General features: G+C 72.6%; 21 protein-coding genes. 10 read left to right on the forward strand and 11 right to left on the reverse strand.

Features of this window, described 5'->3' with window-relative positions; translation table 11 throughout:
• Positions 1-127: 127 nt before the first annotated feature.
• From ACIBNE_RS21425 to ACIBNE_RS21435, 3 genes are all read right to left on the reverse strand, one after another.
• Positions 128-1177: a BMP family protein gene (locus tag ACIBNE_RS21425; RefSeq protein WP_399273795.1), complete on the reverse strand. Its 1050-nt coding sequence runs from the start codon at positions 1175-1177 to the stop codon at positions 128-130.
• Between the two features lie 150 nt (positions 1178-1327).
• Positions 1328-2569 carry an amidohydrolase gene (locus tag ACIBNE_RS21430; RefSeq protein ID WP_399274254.1) on the reverse strand — a complete coding sequence of 414 codons (1242 nt, stop codon included), beginning with the start codon at positions 2567-2569 and terminating at the stop codon, positions 1328-1330.
• A gap of 245 nt (positions 2570-2814) precedes the next feature.
• Positions 2815-3564, reverse strand: coding sequence for a TetR/AcrR family transcriptional regulator C-terminal domain-containing protein (locus tag ACIBNE_RS21435; protein WP_399274256.1), 750 nt, complete (start codon positions 3562-3564; stop codon positions 2815-2817).
• 30 nt (positions 3565-3594) lie between these two features.
• Here ACIBNE_RS21435 and ACIBNE_RS21440 point away from each other — a divergent pair, with 30 nt between their 5' ends.
• The gene (locus tag ACIBNE_RS21440; protein WP_399273796.1) at positions 3595-5046 is read left to right on the forward strand and encodes an FAD-dependent monooxygenase; all 1452 of its coding nucleotides are present in this window, start codon (positions 3595-3597) and stop codon (positions 5044-5046) included.
• 136 nt (positions 5047-5182) lie between these two features.
• Positions 5183-6055, forward strand: coding sequence for a L,D-transpeptidase family protein (locus tag ACIBNE_RS21445; protein WP_399273797.1), 873 nt, complete (start codon positions 5183-5185; stop codon positions 6053-6055).
• Between the two features lie 224 nt (positions 6056-6279).
• On the opposite strand, the gene ACIBNE_RS21450 is transcribed toward ACIBNE_RS21445, so the two are convergent.
• From ACIBNE_RS21450 to ACIBNE_RS21465, 4 genes are all read right to left on the reverse strand, one after another.
• Positions 6280-7482, reverse strand: coding sequence for a hypothetical protein (locus ACIBNE_RS21450; protein ID WP_399273799.1), 1203 nt, complete (start codon positions 7480-7482; stop codon positions 6280-6282).
• Entirely contained in the window at positions 7482-8234 is a 753-nt protein-coding gene (locus ACIBNE_RS21455) for an RNA polymerase sigma factor (RefSeq protein WP_399274258.1), read from the reverse strand. The genes ACIBNE_RS21450 and ACIBNE_RS21455 overlap by 1 nt, the downstream gene beginning before the upstream one ends.
• A 461-nt stretch (positions 8235-8695) precedes the next feature.
• Positions 8696-9361, reverse strand: a complete 666-nt coding sequence (locus tag ACIBNE_RS21460) for a class I SAM-dependent methyltransferase (protein WP_399273801.1) — start codon at positions 9359-9361, stop codon at positions 8696-8698.
• A 98-nt stretch (positions 9362-9459) separates the two neighbouring features.
• Complete coding sequence (locus ACIBNE_RS21465) at positions 9460-11088, reverse strand: glycoside hydrolase family 20 protein (RefSeq protein WP_399273803.1); 1629 nt, start codon at positions 11086-11088, stop codon at positions 9460-9462.
• A gap of 352 nt (positions 11089-11440) precedes the next feature.
• Between ACIBNE_RS21465 and ACIBNE_RS21470 the strand changes: the two genes are divergently transcribed.
• The 6 genes from ACIBNE_RS21470 (at position 11441) to ACIBNE_RS21495 (ending at position 16306) form a co-directional block, all read left to right on the forward strand.
• Positions 11441-11932: a 2-oxo-4-hydroxy-4-carboxy-5-ureidoimidazoline decarboxylase gene (locus tag ACIBNE_RS21470; protein ID WP_399273805.1), complete on the forward strand. Its 492-nt coding sequence runs from the start codon at positions 11441-11443 to the stop codon at positions 11930-11932.
• Positions 11933-12145: 213 nt separating this feature from the next.
• Entirely contained in the window at positions 12146-12526 is a 381-nt protein-coding gene (sdhC, locus tag ACIBNE_RS21475; protein ID WP_399273807.1) for a succinate dehydrogenase, cytochrome b556 subunit, read from the forward strand.
• An 8-nt stretch (positions 12527-12534) separates the two neighbouring features.
• Positions 12535-13011, forward strand: coding sequence for a succinate dehydrogenase hydrophobic membrane anchor subunit (locus ACIBNE_RS21480; RefSeq protein WP_399273809.1), 477 nt, complete (start codon positions 12535-12537; stop codon positions 13009-13011).
• A gap of 21 nt (positions 13012-13032) precedes the next feature.
• Positions 13033-14787: a succinate dehydrogenase flavoprotein subunit gene (sdhA, locus tag ACIBNE_RS21485; RefSeq protein WP_399273810.1), complete on the forward strand. Its 1755-nt coding sequence runs from the start codon at positions 13033-13035 to the stop codon at positions 14785-14787.
• Entirely contained in the window at positions 14787-15545 is a 759-nt protein-coding gene (locus ACIBNE_RS21490; RefSeq protein ID WP_399273812.1) for a succinate dehydrogenase iron-sulfur subunit, read from the forward strand. Before sdhA ends, ACIBNE_RS21490 begins: the two co-directional genes overlap by 1 nt.
• Positions 15546-15697: 152 nt before the next feature.
• Complete coding sequence (locus tag ACIBNE_RS21495; protein ID WP_399273814.1) at positions 15698-16306, forward strand: Uma2 family endonuclease; 609 nt, start codon at positions 15698-15700, stop codon at positions 16304-16306.
• Here the strand turns inward: ACIBNE_RS21495 and ACIBNE_RS21500 are convergent.
• Positions 16296-17960: a VWA domain-containing protein gene (locus ACIBNE_RS21500; protein ID WP_399273816.1), complete on the reverse strand. Its 1665-nt coding sequence runs from the start codon at positions 17958-17960 to the stop codon at positions 16296-16298. The two genes, ACIBNE_RS21495 and ACIBNE_RS21500, sit on opposite strands and share 11 nt — an antisense overlap.
• Before the next feature lie 52 nt (positions 17961-18012).
• Positions 18013-18564 carry a MarR family winged helix-turn-helix transcriptional regulator gene (locus ACIBNE_RS21505; protein WP_399273818.1) on the reverse strand — a complete coding sequence of 184 codons (552 nt, stop codon included), beginning with the start codon at positions 18562-18564 and terminating at the stop codon, positions 18013-18015.
• A gap of 79 nt (positions 18565-18643) precedes the next feature.
• Here ACIBNE_RS21505 and ACIBNE_RS21510 point away from each other — a divergent pair, with 79 nt between their 5' ends.
• On the forward strand, positions 18644-19954 hold the full coding sequence (locus ACIBNE_RS21510; protein ID WP_399273820.1) for an MFS transporter: 1311 nt from the start codon (positions 18644-18646) through the stop codon (positions 19952-19954).
• Positions 19955-19965: 11 nt separating this feature from the next.
• On the forward strand, positions 19966-20781 hold the full coding sequence (locus ACIBNE_RS21515) for a TetR family transcriptional regulator (protein WP_399273822.1): 816 nt from the start codon (positions 19966-19968) through the stop codon (positions 20779-20781).
• Here the strand turns inward: ACIBNE_RS21515 and ACIBNE_RS21520 are convergent.
• Both ACIBNE_RS21520 and ACIBNE_RS21525 read right to left on the reverse strand, forming a co-directional pair.
• A complete protein-coding gene (locus ACIBNE_RS21520; protein WP_399273824.1) occupies positions 20759-22957 on the reverse strand; it encodes an alpha-N-acetylglucosaminidase in 2199 nt (732 codons plus the stop codon). The genes ACIBNE_RS21515 and ACIBNE_RS21520 overlap by 23 nt on opposite strands.
• A gap of 157 nt (positions 22958-23114) precedes the next feature.
• Entirely contained in the window at positions 23115-24677 is a 1563-nt protein-coding gene (locus tag ACIBNE_RS21525; RefSeq protein ID WP_399273826.1) for an ABC transporter substrate-binding protein, read from the reverse strand.
• Positions 24678-24773 lie beyond the last annotated feature (96 nt).

Here is a 24773-nt window from a genome sequence, read left to right on the forward strand (position 1 = left end):
GAGGCGGTCTACGCGCGTAGCGCTGCCGAATCGTGAACGAGGGGTGCACACGGTGCTCCGCGGGCCCGGAGTACGGCCTGAAGCCGCACCACCGGACCCGCGGGGAACCACCGCGACCGAGTCCCGGTTACGGGGTGGTCTTCACCTTGATCTTGCCGGAGACGATCTCCTGCTTCGCCTTGGCGACCGCGGCGGTGACGTCCGTCATCTTGGTGTAGGCCGGGTTGGACTCGGCCAGGCCGACGCCGTCCTTGTCCAGGCCGAGGCGGACCTCGCCGGAGAGCGGCTTCCCGTCCTTGACCGACTTGATCAGGTCGAAGACGGAGTCCGAGACGTCCTTGGTGACCGAGGTCAGGATCTTGTCCTTGTAGGCGGCCAGGCCCTTCTGGAGGTACTGGTCGGAGTCCACGCCGATGGACCACTTGCCGGCCTTGGAGCCCGCCTCGATCGCGCCCGAACCGGCCAGACCGGCGGCGGAGTAGATCACGTCGGCGCCCTTGTCGAGCTGGCCCTGGGCGGCGGCCTTGCCGAGGTCCGGCTTGGAGAAGCCGGTCATGTTCGGCGGCTGGGTCAGGTACTGGGTGAGCACCTTGACCTTGGGGTTGGTGTCCTTGACGCCCTGAACGAAGCCCGCCTCGAACTTCTTGATCAGCGGAACCTCGACACCACCGATGAAGCCGACCGTGTTGGACTTGGTCGTCTTGGCGGCGGCAACGCCGGCCAGGTAGGAGCCCTGCTCCTCGTTGAAGACCAGGTTGGCGATGTTCTTACCGGTCTTCGAGGTGTCGTCGATGATGCCGAAGGTGGTCTTCGGGAACTTCTTCGCGACCTTCTCGATGGCGGGCGCGTATGCGAAGCCGACGCCGATGACCGGGTTGTTCCCGGAGCGGGCCAGCTCGGTGAGGCGCTGCACCTTGTCGGCGTCGCCCTCGCCGTCCGAGGGCTCGCCCTCGGTGCCCTTGAAGCCCAGCTCCTTCTCGGCCTTCTGCAGACCGGCGAAGGCGGCGTCGTTGAACGACTGGTCGCCCTTGCCGCCGACGTCGTAGGCGATGGCGGCCTTGGACTCCGACTTGTCCGAGGAGGACGAAGAGGAGGACTTGTTGCCACACGCGGTGGCAGTGAGCGCGAGCGCCGTGGACGCAATGCCCACGGTGGCGATCCTGGTGATCCGGCGCAAGGGAGGCTCCTTCAAACCTGACCTGAAGCGCCTCTTCCGGCGCTGGTTTTGCCGCGATCGTAACGCGCGTAGATGTCAGATAAAGCCCTGTACGTAAGCCGTTATCGGATCGTCGTGAACGGAAGGTGACCTGTGGGGTGCAGTGGCCGATTACAAACGATCGCGATCGATCAGCGCGGCGGCCGTGAAGAGCTCGACGCCCACGGCGATCGCCGACTCGTCCACGTCGAAGTCGCCGCGATGCAGGTCGCGTCGGGTGTTTTCACCCGGTGTGCGGACGCCCAACCGGGCCATCGCGCCCGGTACGTGTTCCAGGTACCAGGAGAAGTCCTCGCCGCCGAGGCTCTGCTCGGTGTCCTCCACCGCGTACGCGCCCCGGCGCGCCGTCATCGCGCGGGCCAGCAGGTCCGCGACCCCGGGGTCGTTGACGACCGGGGGGACGCCCCGGATGTAGTTGATCTCGGTCTTGGCGCGGTGCAGCTCGGCGACCTCGTTCACCGCCGCGTGGATCAGGTCGGGCGCCTCGCGCCACGCCTGGAGGTCCAGGCAGCGGACGGTGCCGGAGAGCTCGGCGTGCTGCGGGATCACGTTGCAGGTGTGGCCCGCCTCGATGCGGCCCCAGGTGACGGCGAGCCCGGCGCGGGCGTCGACGCGGCGGGCGATCAGCGCGGGGACCTCGCTGGCGACCTTCGCCGCCGCGGTGACCAGGTCGGTGGTGAGGTGGGGCCGCGCGGTGTGGCCGCCGGGGCCGTCCAGGGAGATCTCCAGGCGGTCGCAGGCCGAGGTGATCGCCCCGGTGCGCAGCCCGATCCGGCCGGCGTCGACGCGCGGGTCGCAGTGCACCGCGACGATCTTCCCCACGCCGTCCAGCACCCCGCACTCGATGGCGTCCGCCGCCCCGCCGGGCAGCACCTCCTCGGCGGGCTGGAACAGCAGCCGCACCGGGTGCGGCAGCAGCCCCTTGCGCGCGAGGTCGGCGAGGACCAGCCCGGCGCCGAGCACGACGGTGGTGTGCACGTCGTGCCCGCAGGCGTGCGCGCGGTCGGGGACCGTGGAGCGGTAGGGCACGCCCGTCTTGGTGTCGGGAATGGGCAGCCCGTCGATGTCGGCGCGCAGTGCCAGCATGGGCCGCGCGCCGCCCCGGCCCTCGGCGCCGATGTCGCACACGAGTCCGGTTCCCGTGGCCAGGACCCGCGGCGCGAGGCCGGCCGCCTCCAGCCGCGTCTTGATCGCGGCGGTGGTGCGGAACTCCTGGTTGCCCAGCTCCGGGTGCATGTGCAAGTCCCGGCGGAAGGCGATGAGTTCGGCCCGCAGCTCGTCGTTCAGCAGGCCGGGGAGCAGGGCTTCGCCAGGCTGTTCGGCCTCTGCGGTGCCGTCGGGCGCAAGGGACATCAACTGGTTCACCCCTGGAAGGGTAGGCCGCGACAGGGGTCAACTGACCTGAGATCAACAAAAGTTCAGCCGCATAGGGGAAAGAAAGATGGCCGCATGGCGCATGCCCCGCGAACCGGATGGGTATGCTGCGCCGCTCCACAGGCCGACTGGCCTGGCCATTCCCCCCGAGCGGGCCGTTCCGCGAACCGTGCGCTAGCAGACGGGCGGCGCGCCCGCCGTGCGCGAGCTCACAGGGGTCCGTATCAAGGGGTGGACAAGCCGGACGGCCGGTCGGCGAGCGGTGGAAGACCCCCTGCCTCCTCCGGATCCGGCCCCGGATCCGGCTCCGACTTCGGCCCCGGCCCCGGCCCGTACACCGCCTCGATCCCGGCGACGATCATCCGCAGCCCGTCCTCGAACCGCTCGTCGTACCCGGCGAAGATCTCCGCCCCGGCCGCCGCGGCCAGCGGGAACTCCGCCAGCCGCGCGGCGCGCTCGGCGATGTCGTAGCCGGGGCGGACCTCGCCGCTCATGGGCCGTACGCCCTGCTCCTCGGTGACGAAGCCGAGGGTGTACGCGTACGCGGTGGTCGCCGCCCGCACCGCCCGGCGCAGGTCGAAGCCCGCCGCCAGCGCGCTCTTGAGGTGGGCCTCCATGGACGCGGCGTGGTCGGTGCCGGTGAAGCGGGCGCCGCTGTAGACCTTGGCGCCGTCGCGGTGGCCGAGCAGCATCGCGCGCAGCTCGCGGTTGGCGGCCAGCAGCCGTTCGCGCCAGTCGGCGTCCTCGGGCAGGGGCGGGGCGGCGGCGACCATGCGGCGGTACATGACCGTCGCCATCTCGTCGAGCAGCTCCTGCTTGTTCTTGAAGTGCCAGTAGAGCGCGGGCGCCTTGACGTCGAGCTCCTTGGCGATGGCCCGCAGGGTCAGGCCGTCCAGGCCCACCTCGTTGAGCAGCCGCAGCGCGGTGTCGGCGACCTGCGCCCGGTCGATCTTCGTCGTAACCACGCTTGACAGTTTAACGCCGTTAAGGACATCCTGCGGAACATGGAACTTAACGCTGTTAAGGACGTGGTGGAGACCGACGTGCTCGTCGTCGGCGCGGGCCCCACCGGCCTCGTCCTCGCGATCGACCTGGCCCGCAGGGGCGTGCGCGCCCTGCTCGTCGAGAAGGCGGACGCGCTCTTCCCCGGCTCGCGCGGCAAGGGCCTCCAGCCCCGCACCCTGGAGGTCCTGGACGACCTCGGGGTGCTCCCCGCGTTCCTCGCGGCGGGCTCCGACTATCCGCGGATGCTCGGCTGGGAGGGCGCCGAGCGGCAGGGCGCGTGGGACATGCTGGAGCGCTCCGAGCCCACCGAGCAGGTGCCGTACGCCAACACCCTGCTCATCGGCCAGTCCCGCACCCAGGAGCTGCTGTACGGGCGGCTGCGCGAGCTGGGCGGTGACGTCGTCTTCGGCGCCGAGCTGACCGGGTTCGCGCAGGACAGGGGCGGGGTCGACGCGCGCTTCGCGGACGGCACGGCGGTCCGCGCCCGCTACCTGGTCGCCGCCGACGGCGGGCGCTCCACGGTCCGCGGGGCGCTCGGCATCCCGATGACCGGCGAGCGGATCGACCCGCACCCGATGCTCGTCGCGGACCTGGTGCTCGCGCCCGGCACGGTCGTGGACCGGGACTTCTGGCACGTCTGGCCGAAGGCCGCGGACGGCGGCGTGGCGCTGTGCCCGCTGCCCGGCACGGAGACCTTCCAGCTCATCGCCTCGTACGCCGATCAGGACGCGGCCGTCGACACCGCGCCCGACGCGGTCCGCGCGCTGCTCGCGGCCCGTACGCCGCTGGCCGCGTCCGACGTCACCGAGGTCGTCTGGGCCTCCGGCTTCCGGGCGAACGCCGCGATGGCCGACCGCTTTCGCGAGGGCCGGGTCCTCCTCGCGGGCGACGCGGCGCACGTCCACTCCCCCGCGGGCGGCCAGGGGCTGAACACCAGCGTCCAGGACGCGTACAACCTGGGCTGGAAGCTCGGCGCGGTGCTGCGGCACGGCGCGCCCGACGCGCTGCTCGACAGCTACGAGGCGGAGCGGCTGCCGGTCGCGGCGGACGTGCTCGGCATCAGCACCCGGCTGCACCGGGCGAGCCGCGGCGGCGAGGGGGCGCAGCGCGGCGCGGAGGTCCAGCAGCTCGGCCTCGGCTACCGCGGCGGCCCGCTGTCGGCCGGCGCGGCGGGCGCGCTGGTCGCGGGCGACCGGGCCCCGGCCGGGCGCGGCCTCTTCGACGCGTACCGGGGTCCGCACTTCACGCTGCTGGCGGTGGGCACGGACGCGGCGCTCCCGGAGGTGGACGGCGAGCTGGTCCGCGTACACAGGATCGGGGAGTACGCGGCGTACGGCACCGGCCTCTTCCTGATCCGTCCCGACGGGTACGTCGGCTGGGCGGGCGAGGACGCGACGGGACTCACGGAGTACCTGACAGACGTACTCGGCCTCGGCCTCGGACCCTGCTGAGCGCTGCTCCTCGCCGCCGCCGAGGAGGGGCGCGGGTCTCCGTATCCAATCTGTTGCACGGCATCGCGCCACGCACGCAACCGAGGGTGGCCGGGAAGCATCCCTAAGGTCACACAACCGTCCCGGGGGGCATCCGATGCATCGCAGGTCCGTCATACGCAGAACACTCGTCGCCGCCGCGGCCGTCACCTCGCTGGCGTTCGCCACGGGCTGTTCGTCCGACGCGATCGGCGCCGGGGGCGGCTCGTCCAAGGGCGGCTCCTCGTCCGCCCCCTCCTCCCCCTCGTCCGACTCCGAGCCGCAGGGCAAGCAGGACGACAAGGCCGGGGAGAAGCCGGGCGACGGGGCGACGGACTCGCCCTCCGCCGAGTCCGGCGCGCGCGTGCTGATGAAGGAGGGCACGGAGAACGAGCAGGTGCGCGAACTCCAGGCCCGGCTCCGCCAGATCGACTACTTCCACCGCAGCCCCACCTCGTTCTACGGCTCCAAGACCGCGCAGGCGGTCAAGGAGTTCCAGACGAAGCGCGGCCTGCCCGCGACCGGCAGCACCGACGGGACGACGTGGACGCGGCTGCTCGCGATGACCAAGCAGCCGACGGCCGACCAGCTGCGCCCGCCGACCACCAACGAGCCCGACAAGCCGGACGAGCGCTGCATGACGGGCCGGGTGCTGTGCATCAGCAAGGAGAGCCGGACCCTGCTGTGGATGATCGACGGCAAGCAGGTCTCGGCGATGGACGTGCGCTTCGGCTCGGAGAACACCCCGACCCGTGAGGGCACCTTCAAGGTCGACTCCAAGAGCCGCGACCACGTCTCGACGATCTACCACACGCCCATGCCGTACGCGATGTTCTTCAGCGGCGGCCAGGCCGTGCACTACTCGGCGGACTTCGCGGCGCGCGGCTACGACGGCGCTTCGCACGGCTGCGTCAACGTCCGGGACAAGGAGCGGATCTCGCAGCTCTTCGAGCAGGTGAAGGTCGGCGACAAGGTCGTCGTCCACTGGTAGTCCGCACCGGACGGAAGCCGGACGGAAGAGGGGCGCGGACGGGACCGGGGGAACGTGTCCCGCCCGCGCCGAGTGCGCAGTGCCGTAGGTACGGGGGGAACCCCGGCTCCTGCGCGGCCGATGACCAGTCGGCTCACTCAGTACTGCGCCGTAGCCGGCGAAAGTGTTACTCCTCCTGTCGCCGCCCCCGGGCGACAGGACGGAACACGCGGCGAATCAGCAGGTCAGCGCCGTGTGAGCGCGGGTACGGCGGGTGCTGGGCACTCCACCGAGCCCCGCGCCGCGCGCGGCAGCGGGTGGTGCCGCGCGGAGGGCTTCGGGTCTCCGGCGCCGGGCACGTCGGGCACGCCGGGGCCCGGACCGCTGCCGCCCGGCGGACGGCCGTCGCCGTCGTGCCCGTCGCCACCGTGGCCGTCGCCACCGGAGCCGCCGTTCCCGTCGCCGCCGTTCCCGCTGCCGCCGTCGCCCTCGGAACCGCCGTTGCCGCCGTTCCCGTTGCCGCCCGAGCCGTTGCCGCCGTGGCCGCCACCTGGGCCCTGACCGCCGTTGCCCCGGCCGCCGTTGCCACCGCCGCCGTTCAGCAGCGCGTCGCAGAAGCGCCCGACCCGGTCCGGGCCCTTCGCGGCCGCGTCCAGGTTCTGTCTGGTCTCCCGGTCCAGGGTGCCGGCGCGGTACTCGCGGCACGCCTTGAGCGTCTTGCGGTACCAGTCGCCGATGTACGGGCCCCGCGTCGTGTCATCGTCCGGGTGCTCCCGCTCGCCGCCCGAGCCGCCGCCCTGGCCGGTCTGCTCCTCGTCGCCGTCCTCCGGGTCGGGCTCCTCGTCGGGCGGGCCCGACGGGGTCGGCTCCGGGGCGGCGGAGGCGGTGGGGCCGCGCGTCGGGAGCGCCGAGCCGTGGCCGCCGGTGGGCGCCTCGGAGACGACCGGGCCGGGGCTCTGGGCCGCCGAGACGGACGAGGCCGGAGCCGGGTCGGCGTGGCTGCCGAACGGGGCGGGCAGCCCGGGGAGCACACCGGTGCCCGCCGCGACGGCGACCCCGCCGAGCGCGACGCCCGCGAGCGAGGCGGCGAGCCCGAAGCGCATGGGGCGTCCCCAGCGCGGCCCGCGCGCCCGCCGGGCGCCGCCGGTGCGCACGGCCCGCGCGCCGGTCGCGGCGGTCCCGGCGGTAGTCCCGGCAGTCCCGGCAGCGGTGCCGGCGGGAGTGCGTACGGCGTCGGCGCGGTGTGCGCGGAAGGCGGCGAGCGCGGCGGCCTCGCCGGGGAGTTCCGCGGTGTCCGCCGCCGGGTGCGGCGCTCTGAGCGCGTCCAGCGTCCCGGCGAGTCGCGCCGCCTCGGCGCCCGTGTGGTCGTCGGCGGCGTTGACGGGGTCGCCGTTGAGCAGTCGCTCCGCGGTTTCCTTGTCAAGCCACTCGTAACGCTCGTCGGCCATCACATGTCCTTCTGCGTCCGCGGGCGTGAATGCGTCACACCGGCGGCGGGTCGGTGGCCCCGCTGCGGCGGTACGGCTCCGAGGGCCGAACCGTCGCCCCGGCCGTCCGCGTCGGCCCCGTCGCCGTGGTCCCCCCGCTCGTCGCGGCCATCGCGGCCGTCCGGGGCGTCGCGGCCGTCCGGGGCGTCGCGGTCGGCCGCGCCGCTCGCGCCGAGGAGTTCGGCGAGCCGCTTGAGCCCCCGGTGGGCCGCGGTGCGCACCGCGCCCGGCCGCTTGCCCAGGGTCTGCGCCGCGCTCTTGGCGTCGAGGCCGACGACCACGCGCAGCACGACGGCCTCGGCCTGGTCCTGCGGGAGCTGGGCGATCAACGACATCGTGCGGCCGGTGGCGAGCGCCTCGATGGCCTCGTCCGCGGTGTCGGCGCCGGACGGCTTGCCGGTCAGCTCGGTCTCGTCGCCGCCGACGACGGGGCGGCGGCCCCGCATCCGTATGTGGTCGAGGGCGCGGTTGCGGGCGATGCGCGCGGCCCAGCCGCGGAAGCGGTCGGCGTCGCCGCTGAACCTGTCGAGGTCGCGGGCGATCTGGAGCCACGCCTCGGACGCGACGTCCTCCGCGTCCGGCTCCCCGACCAGTGTCCGTATGTAACCGAGCAGCCTCGGATGCACGGCGCGATACACAGTCCGGAACGATTCCTCGTCCCCGCCCTGTGCCGCGAGCACCGCGGCGGTCAGCTCCGCGTCGTCCCCCAGCACTCCCTCAACCCGTCCTGAATCGCAGCTGGTCGCCTCTGCGCGAACCAGCACGCTACGTCCTCCCCGGGGGCCGCGTCCATGACTTGTACAACGTGCAACAGTTCACTGACGCAGTGCGGTGTGACACAAAACGCAGGCCCGGCGCTGAGTGAAGTACGGGGCCGCGAGAGGCCCCGGCACCAGAAGGCGACCGGGGCCTCTCCTGTGGGGGGTGGCGGCCCCGGTCGTCCTCGTTTCCCGCGTCCTACGAGGTCGCGCCGGGCGGCGGCCGGGCGGCGGGACACGGGTTCACAGACCGCCGCGGGCCCCGGGGAACGGGGGTACTCGGGGCCCGCGGCTGCCCGTCGGCGGCCTTCGCGCCCGGACCGGCGCCCCCGCGCCTGGCGCTTTCTCCGCACCCGGACTTGTCCTGATCCTTGCCCCGTGCGGCCCGCCCGCCCGCCGCACCCGGGCCCCTCGGCTCAGCGCCCGCCGTCCGGCACCCGCGCCAGCACGTACGCGCGCTCGGTCTCCGCCTCCCCCGGGTACGGTCCCCGCTCCAGCCGCGCCACCACCCCGAGCCCCGCCGCCCGGAGCGCATCGACGACGCTCCCGGTCCCGTGGAACCGGAAGTCCACGTCGACCCGGTGCCCCCACCACTCGCTCAGGTGCCGCACCTCGTTCCCGGCGTGGAACGCGACGAGCAGCCGCCCACCGGGCCGCAGCACGCGCCGCGCCTCGGCGAACGCCGCGACCAGCTCTTCGGGGCGCAGGTGGATCACCGAGTAGAGCGCGACGGCCGCCGCGAACTCCCCGTCCGCCGCGGGCAGGTCCAGCAGATCGCCCACCCGGAACTCCACGCCCGGCCGCTCCCGGCCCGCGAGCTCCACCATCGCGGGCGACAGGTCGACCCCGACGGCCCGCGCTCCCCGCTCCGCGAGCCACCCGGTGACGTGCCCGGGGCCGCAGCCCAGGTCGGCGACGGGCGCGCCGGGCCCGGCCTCCTCGACGAGCGCGGCCAACAGCGCCCGGTCGAGCGGCTTGCCCGCGAGCTCGTCGCCGATCCGGTCGCGGTACTCGTCGGCCACGGCGTCGTAACTCGCCCGCACCCGCGCGCGGTCCCCGGCGCGCCCCCTCGTTCCCGTCATGCCGCCAGCATCACAGAGCCCCCTCCGCCGGGAACACCGCTGCCCCCGACTCCAAACGACATCGCGGGCGCCCGGCCCGGCGCCCCGGGCCGGGCGTCCTACAGCCGCTCGCCCAGCGCCGCGAACCGCTCCCAGCTCAGCGCGGGCCTGCCCGGCGTCCACAGCTTCTGGGCGACCGCGCGCAGCGGCATCCGGATGCCGCGCGCCACCTGGGCGGGCGTCTGCGCGTTCGCGTAGTCGCACCACACGGCGAGCCGCCCGCCCAGGATCTGCGCCGCGTACTTCTCGGGCACGGGGGTGGTGGAGCCGCGCACCAGCAGCGGCGTCCAGTCGTTGTAGATCCGTCGGCCCGTCGGGTACTGGAAGGTGTTCGGCTCGCCGAGCACGTAGTAGAGGTACTCGTCGTTGAGGTTCACCATCCTGCGGCCCTCGCGCAGGTACTCCTCCGGGTCCCGCTGGCCCAGCTCCTTGCCGGTCCAGTACTCCACCTCGATGTCCCCGTCCGCCGCGACCCGCCCGCCCCGGAAGAGGCCGTCGTTCCACGCCTTGGGCTTCTTGCCCGCCGCGCGCACCACGGCCGCCCGGTCGTTGAGCCAGCCCGTCGCCAGGTCCGCGACGCCCGCGCCCTCGCCGTACGCCTTCGCCGCGGCGCGGGCCAGCTGCGGGTAGGCGCCCTCGGGGTCCCGGACGGTGAGCGCGCGGTACTCGTCCGCGCCCAGGTGCCAGTACGCGCCGGGGAAGAGCGCCGTGTACTCCTTCAGCAGGTCGTCCACGATCCGGGCCGCCGCCGGGTCGGAGATGTCGACGGCCCCGCGCGAGGCCGCGCCCTGCCTGTCGCGCAGCTGGAGCCGGGGGTGGGCGCGCATCACCGCGCCGAGGTGGCCGGGCGAGTCGATCTCGGGGACGACCTCGATGTGCAGCCGCGCGGCGAGCGCCACGATCCGTCGCACCTCGGCCCGCGTCAGCCGCTCGGCCGAGACCACCTCGGGGTGGGAGAGCGACTCGATGCGGAAGCCCTGGTCGTCGGAGAAGTGCAGGCCCAGCTGGTTCAGCTTGAGGTCGGCCATCTCGCGCAGCCGGTCCTCGATCCACTCCGCGCTGAAGTGCTTGCGCGCGATGTCCAGGTTGAGCCCGCGCTGCGGCTTGGCGGGCCGGTCGCGCACGGTGCCCTCGGGCAGCGCCCCGTCGACGCGCACCGCCTGCTTGAGGGTGCGGGTGCCGTAGAAGACCCCGGCCTCGTCGGGTCCCGAGACGGTGACCCGGTCCGCCCGGGTGGTGAGCGTGTACGACTCGGGGGCGGCCTGCCGCGCGGTCTCCAGGGCGAGCGTGACGTCGCCCGGACGGGCGGCCGCCGGGCCCCGGTACTCGATCCGCAGCTCGCCCGCGAGCAGCCGCGCCTCGTCGGCCAGCGCCTCGCTGCCGGGCGCGACGACCACGGCGGACGACGCGGTGGGGCGCCAGCCGGGGCCGCGGGCCGCCTCGTGGGCGCGGACCGCGGGGATCGTGCGGGGCGCGGTGGACAGCGCGTAGGAGCGGGCGGGCGTCGGGGTCGGGGTCGGCGTGGACGCGGCGGTCGGCGACTTGCCGTCCGTACCGGTCCGCGTGAGCGCCGAACCGGCCGGTCCGTTCGAACCGCCCGAGCCGTCGGGCCAGAGCACCACCGCGGCGGTGAGGGCGGCGGCCGCCGCGCCCGCGCCGACGAAAAGGGTGCTCCGTGAGTGCCGCATCGGACGCATCAGTCAGTTACCTCCCGCATCGACCCCACCGACGACCCCCGTGCCTCCCGAGCCCCACCGGGGCAGAAGGTACGGCGATGCTCTCCCGGAAACGTCCATCCCGCGCTCCGAAACTCTCCCGTCCGGGTGAAAATCGCGCATTCGTCGGACTCCTTCCGCCATGCGCGACTAGCGTTACGTACCTCTGTTCCCCCTGTTCACTCTTCTGCTCTGCCGACAGTCCTGTCGCAGGTCCCACCGCAAGTCCCGTCGCAGCAGTCCCTTCGAGGAGCCTCCGCTGTCCAGCGAATCCCCGACCGGCCCCCCGAGACTCCGCCCGTCCCGCCCCCAGGCCCCGCCCGCCGTGCCCCCGCAGAGCGGCAGGGAGCGCCCCGAGACCCCGCCCGGCCTGCACCGTTTCAACACGGCACCGGCCGAGGACGCCGAGGCCGCGCTGCTCGCCTGCTGCGGCAGCCGCCGCTGGGCCGGGCGCATCGCCGCCCACCGCCCGTACCCCGATCCGGCCGCCCTGCTCGCCGCCGCCGACGAGGCCAGCTACGACCTGGGCCTCGCCGACCTGGCCGAGGCGTTCGCCGACGAGACCTCGACCGCGCTGCACCCGAGCGCCCCGCAGGCCGCCCAGACCGCGCTGCGCGCCGCCCACGACCAGTACGAGCGCAACTTCCGCCGCGCCTTCGTGATCAGCCTCGACCACCTGCCGCCGCACCGGCACGTGGACCAGGTGCTCTCCGCCATCCACACCCGGATGGGCAACGACCCGGACGAGGAGCACGCGGTCTCCGCCGACGAACTGCGCAGGCTGGCCAGGAGCCGCCTCGCCCGCCTCGTCGCCTGACCCGTCCCGGCGCGCCGCGCACGGCCCGGACGCGTCCCGTTGTCTAGCCCGTCCGTGGCTGTTTGATTGCCTGTTTGATCACACCTACGGACCCCGCGCGAGGGAACCGACATCTCGTCGCTACGATGACCGGGGCCGGTGGACCGTACCCGGCCGGGTCAGACCGACACTGAAGCCGGCCGACCCCGATCCCCGCTCCCGGAGGGTTTTTCCGTGCCGGCTGGAACGTTGTACCGCGGCCGGGAAGGCATGTGGTCATGGGTGGCTCACCGAGTCACCGGTGTCCTCATCTTCTTCTTCCTGTTCGTACACGTCCTCGACACCGCTCTCGTCCGCGTCTCTCCCGAGGCGTACGACGAAGTCGTGGCAACCTACAAGACGCCGATCGTCGCGCTCCTTGAGTACGGCCTCGTCGCCGCCATCCTCTTCCACGCGCTGAACGGCCTTCGCATCATCGCCGTGGACTTCTGGGCCAAGGGCCCCCGCTACCAGAAGCAGATGCTCTGGACCGTCGTGGGCATCTGGGTCGTGCTGATGGCAGGCGCGCTGTACCCGGTGCTCGGCCACGCCTTCGCTGAAATCTTCGGGAGCTGAGGCATCACATGTCCGCTGAGACTTCTTCCGCGATCGGCGACGTCGAAGGCGTGAGCCTGTACGACTCCGACAACCCGGCGCCGCTCATCGAGGCCCCGCGCAAGCGCACCTCGAAGACGCCCAAGGCGACGCGCGGCAACTTCGAGATGTTCGCGTGGCTCTTCATGCGCCTCTCGGGCATCGTCCTCGTCGTCCTGGTCCTCGGTCACCTGCTGATCCAGCTGGTGCTCGACGGCGGTGTGTCCAAGATCGGCTTCGCCTTCGTGGCGGGCCGCTGGGCCTCCCCGTGGTGGCAGGCGTGGGACCTCGTGATGCTGTGGCTGGCGATGCTGCACGGCGCCAACGGCCTGCGCACGGTCATCAACGACTACGCGGAGCGGGCGAACACCCGCTTCTGGCTGAAGATGCTGCTCTACACCGCCACGGTGTTCACCGTCCTGCTGGGCACGCTGGTGATCTTCACCTTCGACCCGAACATCCGCTAGAGCCCGGGGCTGACGAGACCAATGCAGATCCACAAGTACGACACCGTCATCGTCGGCGCCGGCGGCGCGGGCATGCGCGCCGCCATCGAGGCGACGAAGCGCAGCCGCACCGCCGTGCTGACCAAGCTGTACCCCACCCGCTCCCACACGGGCGCCGCGCAGGGCGGCATGGCCGCCGCGCTGGCCAACGTGGAGGAGGACAACTGGGAGTGGCACACCTTCGACACGGTCAAGGGCGGTGACTACCTGGTCGACCAGGACGCCGCCGAGATCCTGGCGAAGGAGGCCATCGACGCGGTCCTCGACCTGGAGAAGATGGGCCTGCCGTTCAACCGGACCCCGGACGGCACCATCGACCAGCGCCGCTTCGGCGGCCACTCGCGCAACCACGGCGAGGCGCCGGTCCGCCGGTCCTGCTACGCCGCGGACCGCACGGGCCACATGATCCTCCAGACGCTGTACCAGAACTGCGTCAAGGAGGGCGTGGAGTTCTTCAACGAGTTCTACGTCCTGGACCAGCTCATCGTCGAGGTCGACGGCGTCAAGAAGTCGGCCGGCGTCGTCGCGTACGAGCTGGCGACCGGCGAGATCCACATCTTCCAGGCGAAGGCGGTCATCTACGCCTCCGGCGGCACCGGCAAGTTCTTCAAGGTGACCTCCAACGCCCACACCCTGACCGGTGACGGCCAGGCCGCGTGCTACCGCCGCGGGCTGCCGCTGGAGGACATGGAGTTCTTCCAGTTCCACCCGACGGGCATCTGGCGCATGGGCATCCTGCTGACGGAGGGCGCCCGCGGTGAGGGCGGCATCCTCCGCAACAAGGACGGCGAGCGCTTCATGGAGAAGTACGCGCCGGTCATGAAGGACCTCGCGTCCCGTGACGTCGTGTCCCGCTCCATCTACACCGAGATCCGTGAGGGCCGCGGCTGCGGTCCCGAGGGCGACCACGTCTACCTCGACCTCACGCACCTCCCGCCGGAGCAGCTGGACGCCAAGCTCCCGGACATCACCGAGTTCGCGCGCACGTACCTGGGCATCGAGCCGTACACGGACCCGATCCCGATCCAGCCCACCGCGCACTACGCCATGGGCGGCATCCCGACCAACGTCGAGGGCGAGGTGCTGAGCGACAACACCACCGTCGTCCCCGGCCTGTACGCCGCCGGCGAGGTCGCGTGCGTGTCGGTGCACGGCGCCAACCGCCTGGGCACCAACTCGCTGCTCGACATCAACGTCTTCGGCAAGCGCTCGGGCATCGCCGCCGCCGAGTACTCCGCCAAGAGCGACTTCGTCGAGCTGCCGGAGAACCCGGGCTCGCTGGTGGAGGAGCTGGTCGAGCGCCTGCGCACCTCCACGGGCACCGAGCGGGTCGCCGCGCTGCGCCTGGAGCTCCAGGAGACGATGGACGCCAACGTGATGGTGTTCCGCACGGAGCAGACCATCAAGACGGCCGTCGAGAAGATCGCCGAGCTGCGCGAGCGCTACAAGAACGTGTCCATCCAGGACAAGGGCAAGCGGTTCAACACGGACCTCCTGGAGGCCATCGAGCTGGGCAACCTGCTCGACCTCGCCGAGGTCATGGCGGTCTCGGCCCTGGCGCGCAAGGAGTCCCGCGGCGGTCACTACCGCGAGGACTACCCCAACCGCGACGACGTCAACTTCATGCGCCACACCATGGCGTACCGCGAGGTGGGCGACGACGGCTCCGAGTCGATCCGGCTCGACTACAAGCCGGTCGTGCAGACCCGCTACCAGCCGATGGAGCGTAAGTACTGATGGCTACTCCGACCCTGGACAAGGTCGAGGCCGAGGCCGCGGCCTCGCACCTCATCACGGTCACCTTCCGGATCCGCCGCTTCAACCCCGAGGTCTCCGACGAGGCCCAGTGGCAGGACTTCCAGATCGAGATCGACCCGAAGGAGCGCGTGCTCGACGGTCTCCACAAGATCAAGTGGGACCTGGACGGCTCGCTCACCTTCCGCCGCTCCTGCGCGCACGGCATCTGCGGCTCCGACGCGATGCGGATCAACGGCAAGAACAGGCTCGCCTGCAAGACGCTGATCAAGGACATCAACCCGGAGAAGCCGATCACGGTCGAGGCCATCAAGGGCCTCACGGTCCTCAAGGACCTCGTGGTCGACATGGAGCCGTTCTTCCAGGCGTACCGGGACGTCATGCCGTTCCTGGTCACCACGGGGAACGAGCCGACCCGCGAGCGCCGGCAGTCCGCCGAGGACCGCGAGCGCTTCGACGACACCACCAAGTGCATCCTGTGCGCCGCGTGCACCTCGTCGTGCCCGGTGTTCTGGAACGACGGCCAGTACTTCGGCCCGGCGGCGATCGTCAACGCGCACCGCTTCATCTTCGACTCGCGCGACGAGGCCGGTGAGCAGCGGCTGGAGATCCTGAACGACCGCGACGGCGTGTGGCGCTGCCGCACGACGTTCAACTGCACCGACGCGTGCCCGCGCGGCATCGAGGTCACGAAGGCGATCCAGGAAGTGAAGCGCGCCCTGATCACGCGCCGCTTCTAGCCTCCGGCGGTACGTGGGGGTGAGGGCCCCGTTCCCGGTTCCGCACCGGGGACGGGGCCCTCACTCGTACTGGTGAACGGCGCGGAAGCGGACGCGGCGGCCCGGTCCGCCCTACGATGATGCTCTCGACACCAGCCACTGGGAGGCACGAGATGTCCGCAGCATCCGTCGAGCGGCCCGCCGTCGACCGTCCGCTGATCGCGGAGGCCAACCGGCTCATGGACCGGCTTCCGGGCTACCGCGTCGAGATCATCGGAGGCCAGATCCTCGTGACCCCGCCCGCTGACGGCCCGCACGCCCGTGCCTTGACCAAGCTCATGCGCCCGTTCATCACCGCAGGGCTCGACGACGGCGAGACCAGCGTCGTCCAGGCCATCGGCCTCTGGCTGCCCACCGGGGCGGAGGACTTCGCCATCCCCGACCTGGCGATCGTCGAGGCGGATTTCGACAACCACCTGATCGAGAACAACTGCTACGACCCGATCGTCTTCCGCCTGGTCCTGGAGGTCACCTCCAGCAACTTCCGCGCCGATCTGCGCACCAAGGTCGCCGCCTATGCCGACGCCCAGGTCCCCGTCTACGTCATCCTGGACCGCAAGCACCAGCGGCTGCACGTACTGACCGAGCCGAAGGGCTCCGACTACGGCAACCACCAGGTGCACGCCCCCGGCGAGTCCGTCGCGCTCCCGGAATCGCTCGGTGCCGAGATCACCCTTGACGTGGCCGCGCTGCTGGAGGCCGGGCGGGCGTTCAGCGGATGATGCCCGCCTGCCGGGCCTCCTTCAGGTAGCTGGGGAACTCCGAGAGCAGGCGGTCGTACAGCTCCGCGTCCGAGATCCGCTCGATGTCGTCCACCGCGAAGAAGCCCACGTTGTCGACCCGGCGCCCCGCCATCGTGTCGAACCGTTCCAGCACGCCGTAGTTGGACCTGCCGAGCCCCACGAACTGCCAGAAGACCGGCTCCTCGACCGCCGCGCGCAGTTCCTTCTCGATCTCGTCGTTGCGGTAGACGCCGCCGTCCGAGAAGAAGAGCACCAGGGTCGGGTCCTGCGCCGGGTTCTGCCGTACGTACTCGCGGACCTCCGCGATCACGCGCTGCTCCTCGTTCTGGATGCCGACGAGACGCATGTCGACCTGGCCGGGCTCCATGCCCTTCTTGGGCTTCTTGGGGCGGCCGAAGAGGCTCATCTCGCCGCCGCGCACGTGCAGCCGCATCCACTCGGGCAGTTCGCCGATGGTCAGGTCGGGCAGGCGCGCGGGGTGCGAGGCGAACGTCCACGCCTGCATCTCGCCGTCGTCGTCCAGCTGCGCCGCGACGGCCGCCATGCGCTCGACGACTCCGGCGACGGTGCCCTTGGAGTAGAGCGAGGCCATGGAGCCCGAGGCGTCGAGGACGAGGATCACCCGGGCGCGGGCGCCGCTCGCGCCGTGCTTGGTGAGGCTGACGGCGACCTGCTCCTTGCGCAGGGAGAGGCGCTTGCGCATGTCGACGGGGAGGTTCTCCTCGCCCTTGACGAGCCGGATGCCGGGCTCGGTGGGCGCGTACGGCTGGGGCGCGCCGGGCGCGGGGGTGCCGCCCGCCGGGTACGGGGCCGCAGGGGCCGGGGGCGTGTAGGAGGGCGGGCCCGCCGGGGTCGGGGCGCCGGGGGCCGGGGGCCAGCTCGGGGTAGGGGCGCTCGGGGTGGGGGTGCTCACGGTGGGCGGGCCGAAGGCGCCGGGCGGGGGCGCGGTGTACGAGGGCGGGGTGCCCTGCCCGGGGGCCGGGGGCCAGCCCTGGGCCGGGGTCGGCGCCTGGGGGGACGCGGGGGTTCCCGTACCCGCTCCGGTACCCGTCCCCGCTCCCGCACCCGCCGTACCCGCTCCCGCCGGGGGCGGCTCCTCGTCGACCGAGATGCCGAAGTCCGTCGCGAGCCCGCGCAGCCCGGAGTCGTAACCCTGCCCCACCGCGCGGAACTTCCACTGCCCCTGGCGCCGGTACAGCTCGCCGCCCACCAGCGCGGTCTCGGTGCTCGCCGTGATGTCGAAGGTCGCCAGCTCGCTGCGGTCGGCCGCGTCGAGCAGGCTCAGCCGCAGCTCGGACAACTGGCCGAACGTCCCGCTGTGCATCGAGGCCGCCACCACGATCCGGTCGACCGCGCCCTCCACCCGGTCCAGGGCCACCTCCACGCTGTCGTGGACGGAGCCCCCGTCCATGAAGTCCGTCTTCCCGAGGTGGCGCACGGCGCCCGACGCGTGCGCGCGCTGGTTGTAGAAGACGAAGTCGCCGTCGTCGCGCACCCGCCCGTCGGCGGTCAGCAGCAGGGCCGACACGTCGGCCTGGTGGCTGTCGGAGGGGTCGAACCAACCGATCGTGACCTCAACGGACTTGGCAGCGACCGGAATGTTCGCGCCCTTGCTCAGGGAAGTGGATGCCATTCGGCCAGTCTGCCCGTTCGCCCGCCGTTCGAGGAACAGCGGACGCCCCCGGCTACGCGCACGCTTCCCCCGTTTCCTCCGCTCCCCCGGCTCCCCCCGCTCCCCCGGCTCCCCCCGTCTCCTCCGCCGCGATCATGATGCGCCGCAGCATCGCGTTGAGCTGCCGCCGCTCGTCGCGCGAGAGCACCCCGAGCAGCCGGTACTCCTCGTCGCCCAGCACGTCCATCGCGCCCAGCCAGGTCAGCCTGCCCGGCTCGGTCAGCGCGACGACGACCCGGCGCCGGTCGGTCGTGGAGGGGCTGCGGCGCACGAACCCGCGCCGCTCCAGGGCGTCGAGGCGGCCGGTGACGGACGCGGGGGCGAGGTCGAGGTCGGCGGCCAGTTCGGACGGGGCCGCCTCGCCGCCCCGGCCCGCGAGCTTGTGGAGCGTGTCGAACTCGTGCCGCTCCAGGCCGAAGTCGACGAGGGACTGCTCGCGGACCCGGCGCAGGTGCACGCCGAGCTTCTTCATCCGGACGATCGCGCCCTCGATGTCGGGGTCGAGCTCGGGCAGCACGGGCAGCCAGCGCTCCACGTGCCCGTCGGTCCAGTCCCGGTTCTTCATGCGGAGATCGTACGCCGGGACCGAACGACACTAAGTATTTCGTTGACGAACTTTTCGTTACCGAAATATATTCGCCGCCATGCCGAACCCACAGCAGCGCCCCCGACAACGTCCCCCCGGGCAGCAGCACCCCCTGCGCGACCGCGCGTTCCGCTTCCTCTTCGTCGGCCGCGCCCTCTCCCTCCTGGGCGACGCCGTGATCCCCACCGCGCTCGGCCTCGCCGTCATCGCGGCCACCGGCTCGACCGGCGCGCTCGCCCTCGTCCTGGGCTGCGCGATGGTCCCCAAACTGCTCCTGCTGCCGCTCGGCGGAGTCGTCGGGGACCGCTTCGACGCCCGCGCGGTGGCCCTCGCCACCGACCTCGTGCGCTGCGCCACCCAGCTCTTCGTCGGGCTCCAGCTCCTCTCCGGGTCCCCCTCCCTGTGGGGCATCGCGCTGGCGTCCGCGCTGGGCGGCGCGGCGGCCGCCTTCGCCATGCCGACCGTCTCGCCGCTGATCACCGGAACCGTGGCGCCCGCAGGACTGCTGCGGGCCAACGCCCTGCTGGGCGTGGTCTCCAGCGCCGTACGCCTCGGCGGGCCGCTCCTCGCGGGCGTGCTGGTCCTCACCGTGGGCCCCGGCTGGGCGTTCGTCCTGGACGGCGTCAGCTTCGCGGTGAGCGCCGCGCTGCTGGCCGCGATCCGGGTGCGCCGCGTGCCGGTCCCGCGCCGCTCGCTGCGCGCCGACCTCAAGGAGGGCTGGGTGGAGGTGCGTTCGCGCGACTGGTACTGGACCAGCCTGATCGCGCACGCCGCCTGGAACGGCGCGGCGGCCGTGCTGATGACCCTCGGCCCCGCCATCGCCGTGACCGGGCCGGGCGGCGAGCGGACGTGGGTGGCGTTCCTCCAGGTCGGCGCGGTCGGGCTGCTCGCCGGGTCGCTGCTGGCCGGCCGCGCCCGCCCGAAGCGCCCGGTCCTCGTCGCCAACCTCGGGCTCGCCACGTACGCGCTCCCGCTGCTCCTGCTGGCCGTCCCGGCGCCCGCGCCGCTGACGATCGCCGCGTACGGCGTCGCCCAGGCCGGGCTGGGGTTCCTCTCGCCGGTCTGGAACACCGCCGTGCAGTCGGCGGTCCCCGAGCACGCCCTGGCCAGGGTCACCTCCTACGACTGGCTGCTCTCACTCTCCGCGATGCCGCTCGGCTACGTGCTGGGCCCGCTCGCCGCCTCCGCCTGGGGCCCCGGGGTGCCGCTCGTGGCCGCCGCCCTGCTGGTCGGCGCGGCGTGCGCGGGAACGGCGGCCGTGCCCGGCGTGCGGCGCTTCACGGCCGCGCCCGACGGGCGGGCGGACCGGCGGACGGACCGGCGGACGGGCGAGCGGGCGGGTGCCGAGGAAGCCGCCCCGGCCCATTAGGCTCGGGCACCGTGGCGAAGGAACCGAAGGCAGCGGCGACCAACCCCGGCGGTCCGGTGCGGAAGGCCCCCGCGAAGGCCCCGAAGAGCGAGCAGACCCGCACGCTCATCCTGGAGACCGCGCTGCGGCTGTTCCAGGAGCGCGGCTACGACCGTACGACGATGCGGGCCATTGCCCAGGAGGCCGGGGTCTCCGTCGGCAACGCCTACTACTACTTCGCGGGCAAGGAGCACCTCGTCCAGGGCTTCTACGACCGGCTCGGCGAGGAGCACGCGGCGGCGGTCGTGCCCGTGCTCGAAGGCGACGACGACCTGGCCGAGCGCATCAGGGGCGTGCTCACGGCCTGGCTCGACGTCGCGGAGCCGTACCACCCCTTCGCCGCGCAGTTCTTCAAGAACGCCGCCGACCCGCAGAGCCCGCTGAGCCCGTTCTCGGACGACTCGCGGCCCGCGCGGGAGGCCGCGATCGCCATCCAGGAGCGGGCCCTGCGCGGCTCCTCCACCAAGACCGACCCGGGCCTCGCCGAGCTGCTGCCGCACCTGATGTGGCTGATGCAGATGGGGCTGGTGCTCTTCTGGGTGCACGACGGCTCGGCCGGTACCGAGCGCAGTCGGCGGCTCGTGGAGCGCGTCGCGCCGATCGCGGCGCGCGGGATCGGCCTCTCGCGGTTCCGGGTGCTGCGGCCGCTGGTGCGGCAGATCCACGACGTGCTGGAGGAGTTCATGCCGGACGCGCTGACCCGGACGGCGGGCGGCCCGCCGTCCGGGGCCCCCGGCGGAGCCCCCGCCGGGGCCGAGCCGGGCACTACCCCGCCGAAGACGCCCTGAGCGCCCGCTCCACCTCCCGCGCCACCGCCACGACGTCCCCCTTCGGCTCGGCGGCGTACGGCGGGTGCGTACGGATCCACCGTTCCTCCAGCGCGAACCAGTCGACGGGCTCCGGCTCGCCGCCGCCGTCCAGCGCCTTGAGGAGCCCGTCGAAGTACGTGCGCCAGCGCAGCGCGTACAGCCCGCCGACGAGTCCCGACCACTCGCGGTTGGCGTAGTCGCGCAGGCCGCCGCCGTCCGCGCCCGCGCGCGGCCCCCAGACCGTCAGCAGCGACACCGCGTCGTACTCCAGGCGGTCCTTCTCCTGCCGCGTCGCGCCCCACGCGCGGGCGTCGGCGATCCAGCGGCCCAGCAGGTGGCGCGGGTCGGTGGCGACGGCCTCGTCGAGGAGCCGCAGCCAGTGCGCCCACTCGGCGGTGAGCCGGACGAACAGCGCCCGGTCCCGCGCCCCGTACGCCGCCCTGATCCTCGGCAGCAGTTGCCGCGAGCGGTGCGAGACGCACTGGCGGGTGACGTCGAGGAGGTCGTGGCGGTAGGCGGAGCTGAGGCGCAGGCCGGGGGCGACGGCGAGCAGGGCGGGCAGGGCCTTCGCGAACTCGTCGGGGTCGTAGCGCGGGGCGCCGGGCGACCAGGAGGCGGCGGACGTGGCGGTGAGGGAGGGGCGCGCGCCGAACAGGCCGTCGTGGCCCTCGCTCCAGGAGTCGGCGCGGGTGGTGCCGTAGGCGGTGCGGCGCAGGACGTCCCAGGCCTCCCGCGCGTACGGGTCGGGGGCGCCGTAGCGCTGGACGGCCCACTCGTCGAACCAGGCGGTGAGGTCGGGCGGTCCTTCGGTCCAGGGCAGGTCGGAGAAGAGCGCGAAGGCGGCGGGGTTGTTGTCGGCGCCTTCGGGCATCAGCGCGATGCCGTCGAGCGCGCTGCCCTCCTTCGTGCGCCACTGGTGGAACAGGCGCGCCCAGTCGGGGGTGTTGGCGCCCGTGGTGGTGTGGCCGCCGAAGTTCCAGATGGAGCCGAAGGCGTAGGGCGTGCCCGCCCAGGACGCCTCGCGGTCGGTGACGGAGGGGAAGCGGTCGGAGAGCCCGTCCACGACGAACATCTTCGTGCGGTCGACGGCCTCGACGATCTCCCGGCGCGGGTTGTCCTGCCAGCCGAGGATGGCCCACAGGGCGCCGGGGTGGGCGGTGCGCAGGGCCGTCTCGACCGCCTTCGCCGCCTCGCCGACCGGTACGTCGCCCGGCCTGCCGCCCTCGTGCAGCAGGTCGATCTTGTACATGGTGGTGGGGCCGTACAGCTCGCGCTGCACGCGGTAGAAGGTCGCGGCGACCTCGGCGAAGTGCGCGTCGCGCGGATCGAGCCAGTCGGGGCGCGCGAAGCCCACCCAGTCGCCCTGCGGGACGGTGTGCGCGCCCGCGTTGCGCTCGGCGAAGCCGGGCGGGACCGTGCCGAAGTAGCCGGGGAGCACGGGCGTCATGCCCAGTTCGCGCAGCCGCCGCACGATGCGCCGCGCCAGGTCGGCGCGCTGGTCCAGGAGCCCGCGGCTCACCGGGCCGCCGAAGCCGGACATGTTCTGGAGCAGCCACCACGGCTGGTGCACGGGGCCCGGGATCCAGGCGCGCAGCTCCTCGTCGGCGTAGCCGTGTTCGAGGAAGGTGCGGTGGTACACCGCGTCGGCCCCGAGGTACACGAGGACCTCGTTGTAGCCGTGCAGCGCGAGGACGTCGAGCTCGTGCTCCCAGTAGTCCCAGTCGTGGTACGGGCCGGTGTAGCCGTCGTTGGTGTCGTTGAAGGCGAACCGGTGGGTGACGTTCGCGGCCCTGGTGACCGGGGCCGGTACGGCGGGCAGGGCGCGCGGGAGGCGGGAGGTCTGGCGGCCGGCCCAGGAGACGTGGGCGCGGGCGACGTGCCGCAGGTACCAGTGGAAGCCGGTGAGCTGGACGGCCGGGGTGGTGCCCTCGACCAGGATGCGCCCCTCGGTGCCCGACACCCGGAAGGCGTCGCGGCCGTCCGCCGGGGGCACGGTACGGAAGGTCACCTGGTGGGCGTGGCCGGGGAGCAGCCGGGCGAGCGCGCGGGCGGCGGGCGCGGGCCCCGGGGCGGCGCCCGCGCCCCCGGGGGCGGCCGCCGTGACGGCGGGCGCGGCGAGGGCGGCGGTCAGGAGGGTGCGTCGGGTCAGTCGCATGGGGGCGATGCGACCAGGGGCCGCACGGCGGGTCAATGAACCCGGCCGTACGGCCCCTTGGACATTCGTGGCACCGGTCGCGTCGGGCACGCGCCCTCACCGGCGGCCGGGCGCCGGGCCCGGCGGGCCTCGTCGGCGGCCGGGCCCGGCGGGCGGATCAGATCCAGCCCAGCTCCCACAGGCGCCACAGGCCCGTGCCGTCGGAGAGGTACTGCGAGCCCTTCACGTCCTTGCTGCTCAGGACGTAGTCCTTCTTCTGCCACAGCGGGATCATCGGGACGTCCTTGGCGACCAGGTCGTTGAGCGCCTTGAAGTCCGCGGCCGCCCGGCCCCGGTCGTCGTACCGCTGGGTGTTGGCGATGAAGTGGTCGGCGTCCGTGCTCGTGTAGCCGTTGTGGAGGCTGTTGTTGGAGCCGACGAGCGGCTGGCTGAAGGTGTCGGGGTCGGGGAAGTCGGGGAGCCAGCCGAGGCCGAACGCCTCGTACTCGCCCGTCGCGTACGCCTTCGTGAAGGTCTTCCACGCGACCTCCTTGAGCTTGACCTCGAAGAGCCCGCTCTTCTCCAGCTGGTCCTTGATCAGCTGCGACTCGCGCTTGAGGTCCGCGCCCTGGCGGTAGGCCAGCGTGAACTTGACCGGCGTCTCCACGTCCGCCTTCTTCAGCAGACGCTCGGCCTCCTTGACGTTCGGCTCGGGATAGAGGTCGTAGAAGGGGGTGCTGTGCCCGGTGAAGCCGGTCGGGATCAGCGAGTAGAGCGGCACGACCGTGTTCTCGTAGACGTCCGTCACCATCTTCTGACGGTCGATGATCGCGGCGGCCGCCTGGCGCACGGCCTTCTTCCCGAAGGGCTGGCCCTTGTTGGTGTTGAAGACCAGCATGCGGATCTCGGCGGAGTCGGCCTCCGTGATGCGCTTGTCGGTGTCGCTCACGTTGAGGCCCTTGAGCACGGACGGCGGGAGCTGCCGGTGCGTGACGTCGACCTGGCCGTTCTTCCAGGCGTCGGCCAGCTGCTGGGACTCCGTGTAGTACTTGACCTCGACGGGGCCGTTCACCCGCTTGACCGCGCCCTTGTAGTTCTTGTTGGGCTCCAGGAGGATCCGCTTGCCCTCTTCGTACTCCTTGAGGACGTACGGGCCCGACGCGTCGACCGCGTTGTCGGTCCGCAGCTCCTTCTCCGGGTACTTCTCGCGGTCCACGATGGCGCCCGCGCCGGTGGCGAGCTTCAGCGGGAAGGCCGCGTCGCGGGAGGAGAGGTTGAAGGTGACCTTCTGGCCCTCCGCCTTGATCGACCCGAGGGTGGAGAAGAGCGCCTGCGGACCCGAGGGCGCCACCTTGGGGCTCATCAGCCGCATCCGGTCGATGGAGTACTTGACGTCCTCACCGGTGATCTTGCGGCCGCTGGAGAACTTCAGGTTGTCGCGGACGACGCACTGGTACGTCTGCACCTTCTGCCCGATGAACTCGCAGCTCTCGGCCGCGTCCGGGACCGGCTCCGTGGAGTTGACCTTGAAGGTCAGCAGGGACTGGTAGAGGTTGCTGAAGATCGCCCAGGAACCGGCGTCGTAGACGCCCGCCGGGTCGAGTGCGCTGACCTCGTCCGTCGTACCGACCCTGACCGGGTCGCTCTTCTTGTCGCCCGACGGCAGCAACTGCCAGGCGCCCACGCCTGCGACCGCGAGTACCACTATGACCGCGAGAATCCGAAGCCGGATCGACCGCATTGCCGTGCTCTCCCTATTACCAGCCACACCCCGGGCAACACAGTACTGAGCTCCCCATGCCCTGCGTGTCGCCGTGTAATGGCGCTCACCCAATCA

This window comes from Streptomyces sp. NPDC050504 (assembly GCF_044458065.1).
Taxonomy (GTDB): Bacteria; Actinomycetota; Actinomycetes; order Streptomycetales; family Streptomycetaceae; genus Streptomyces.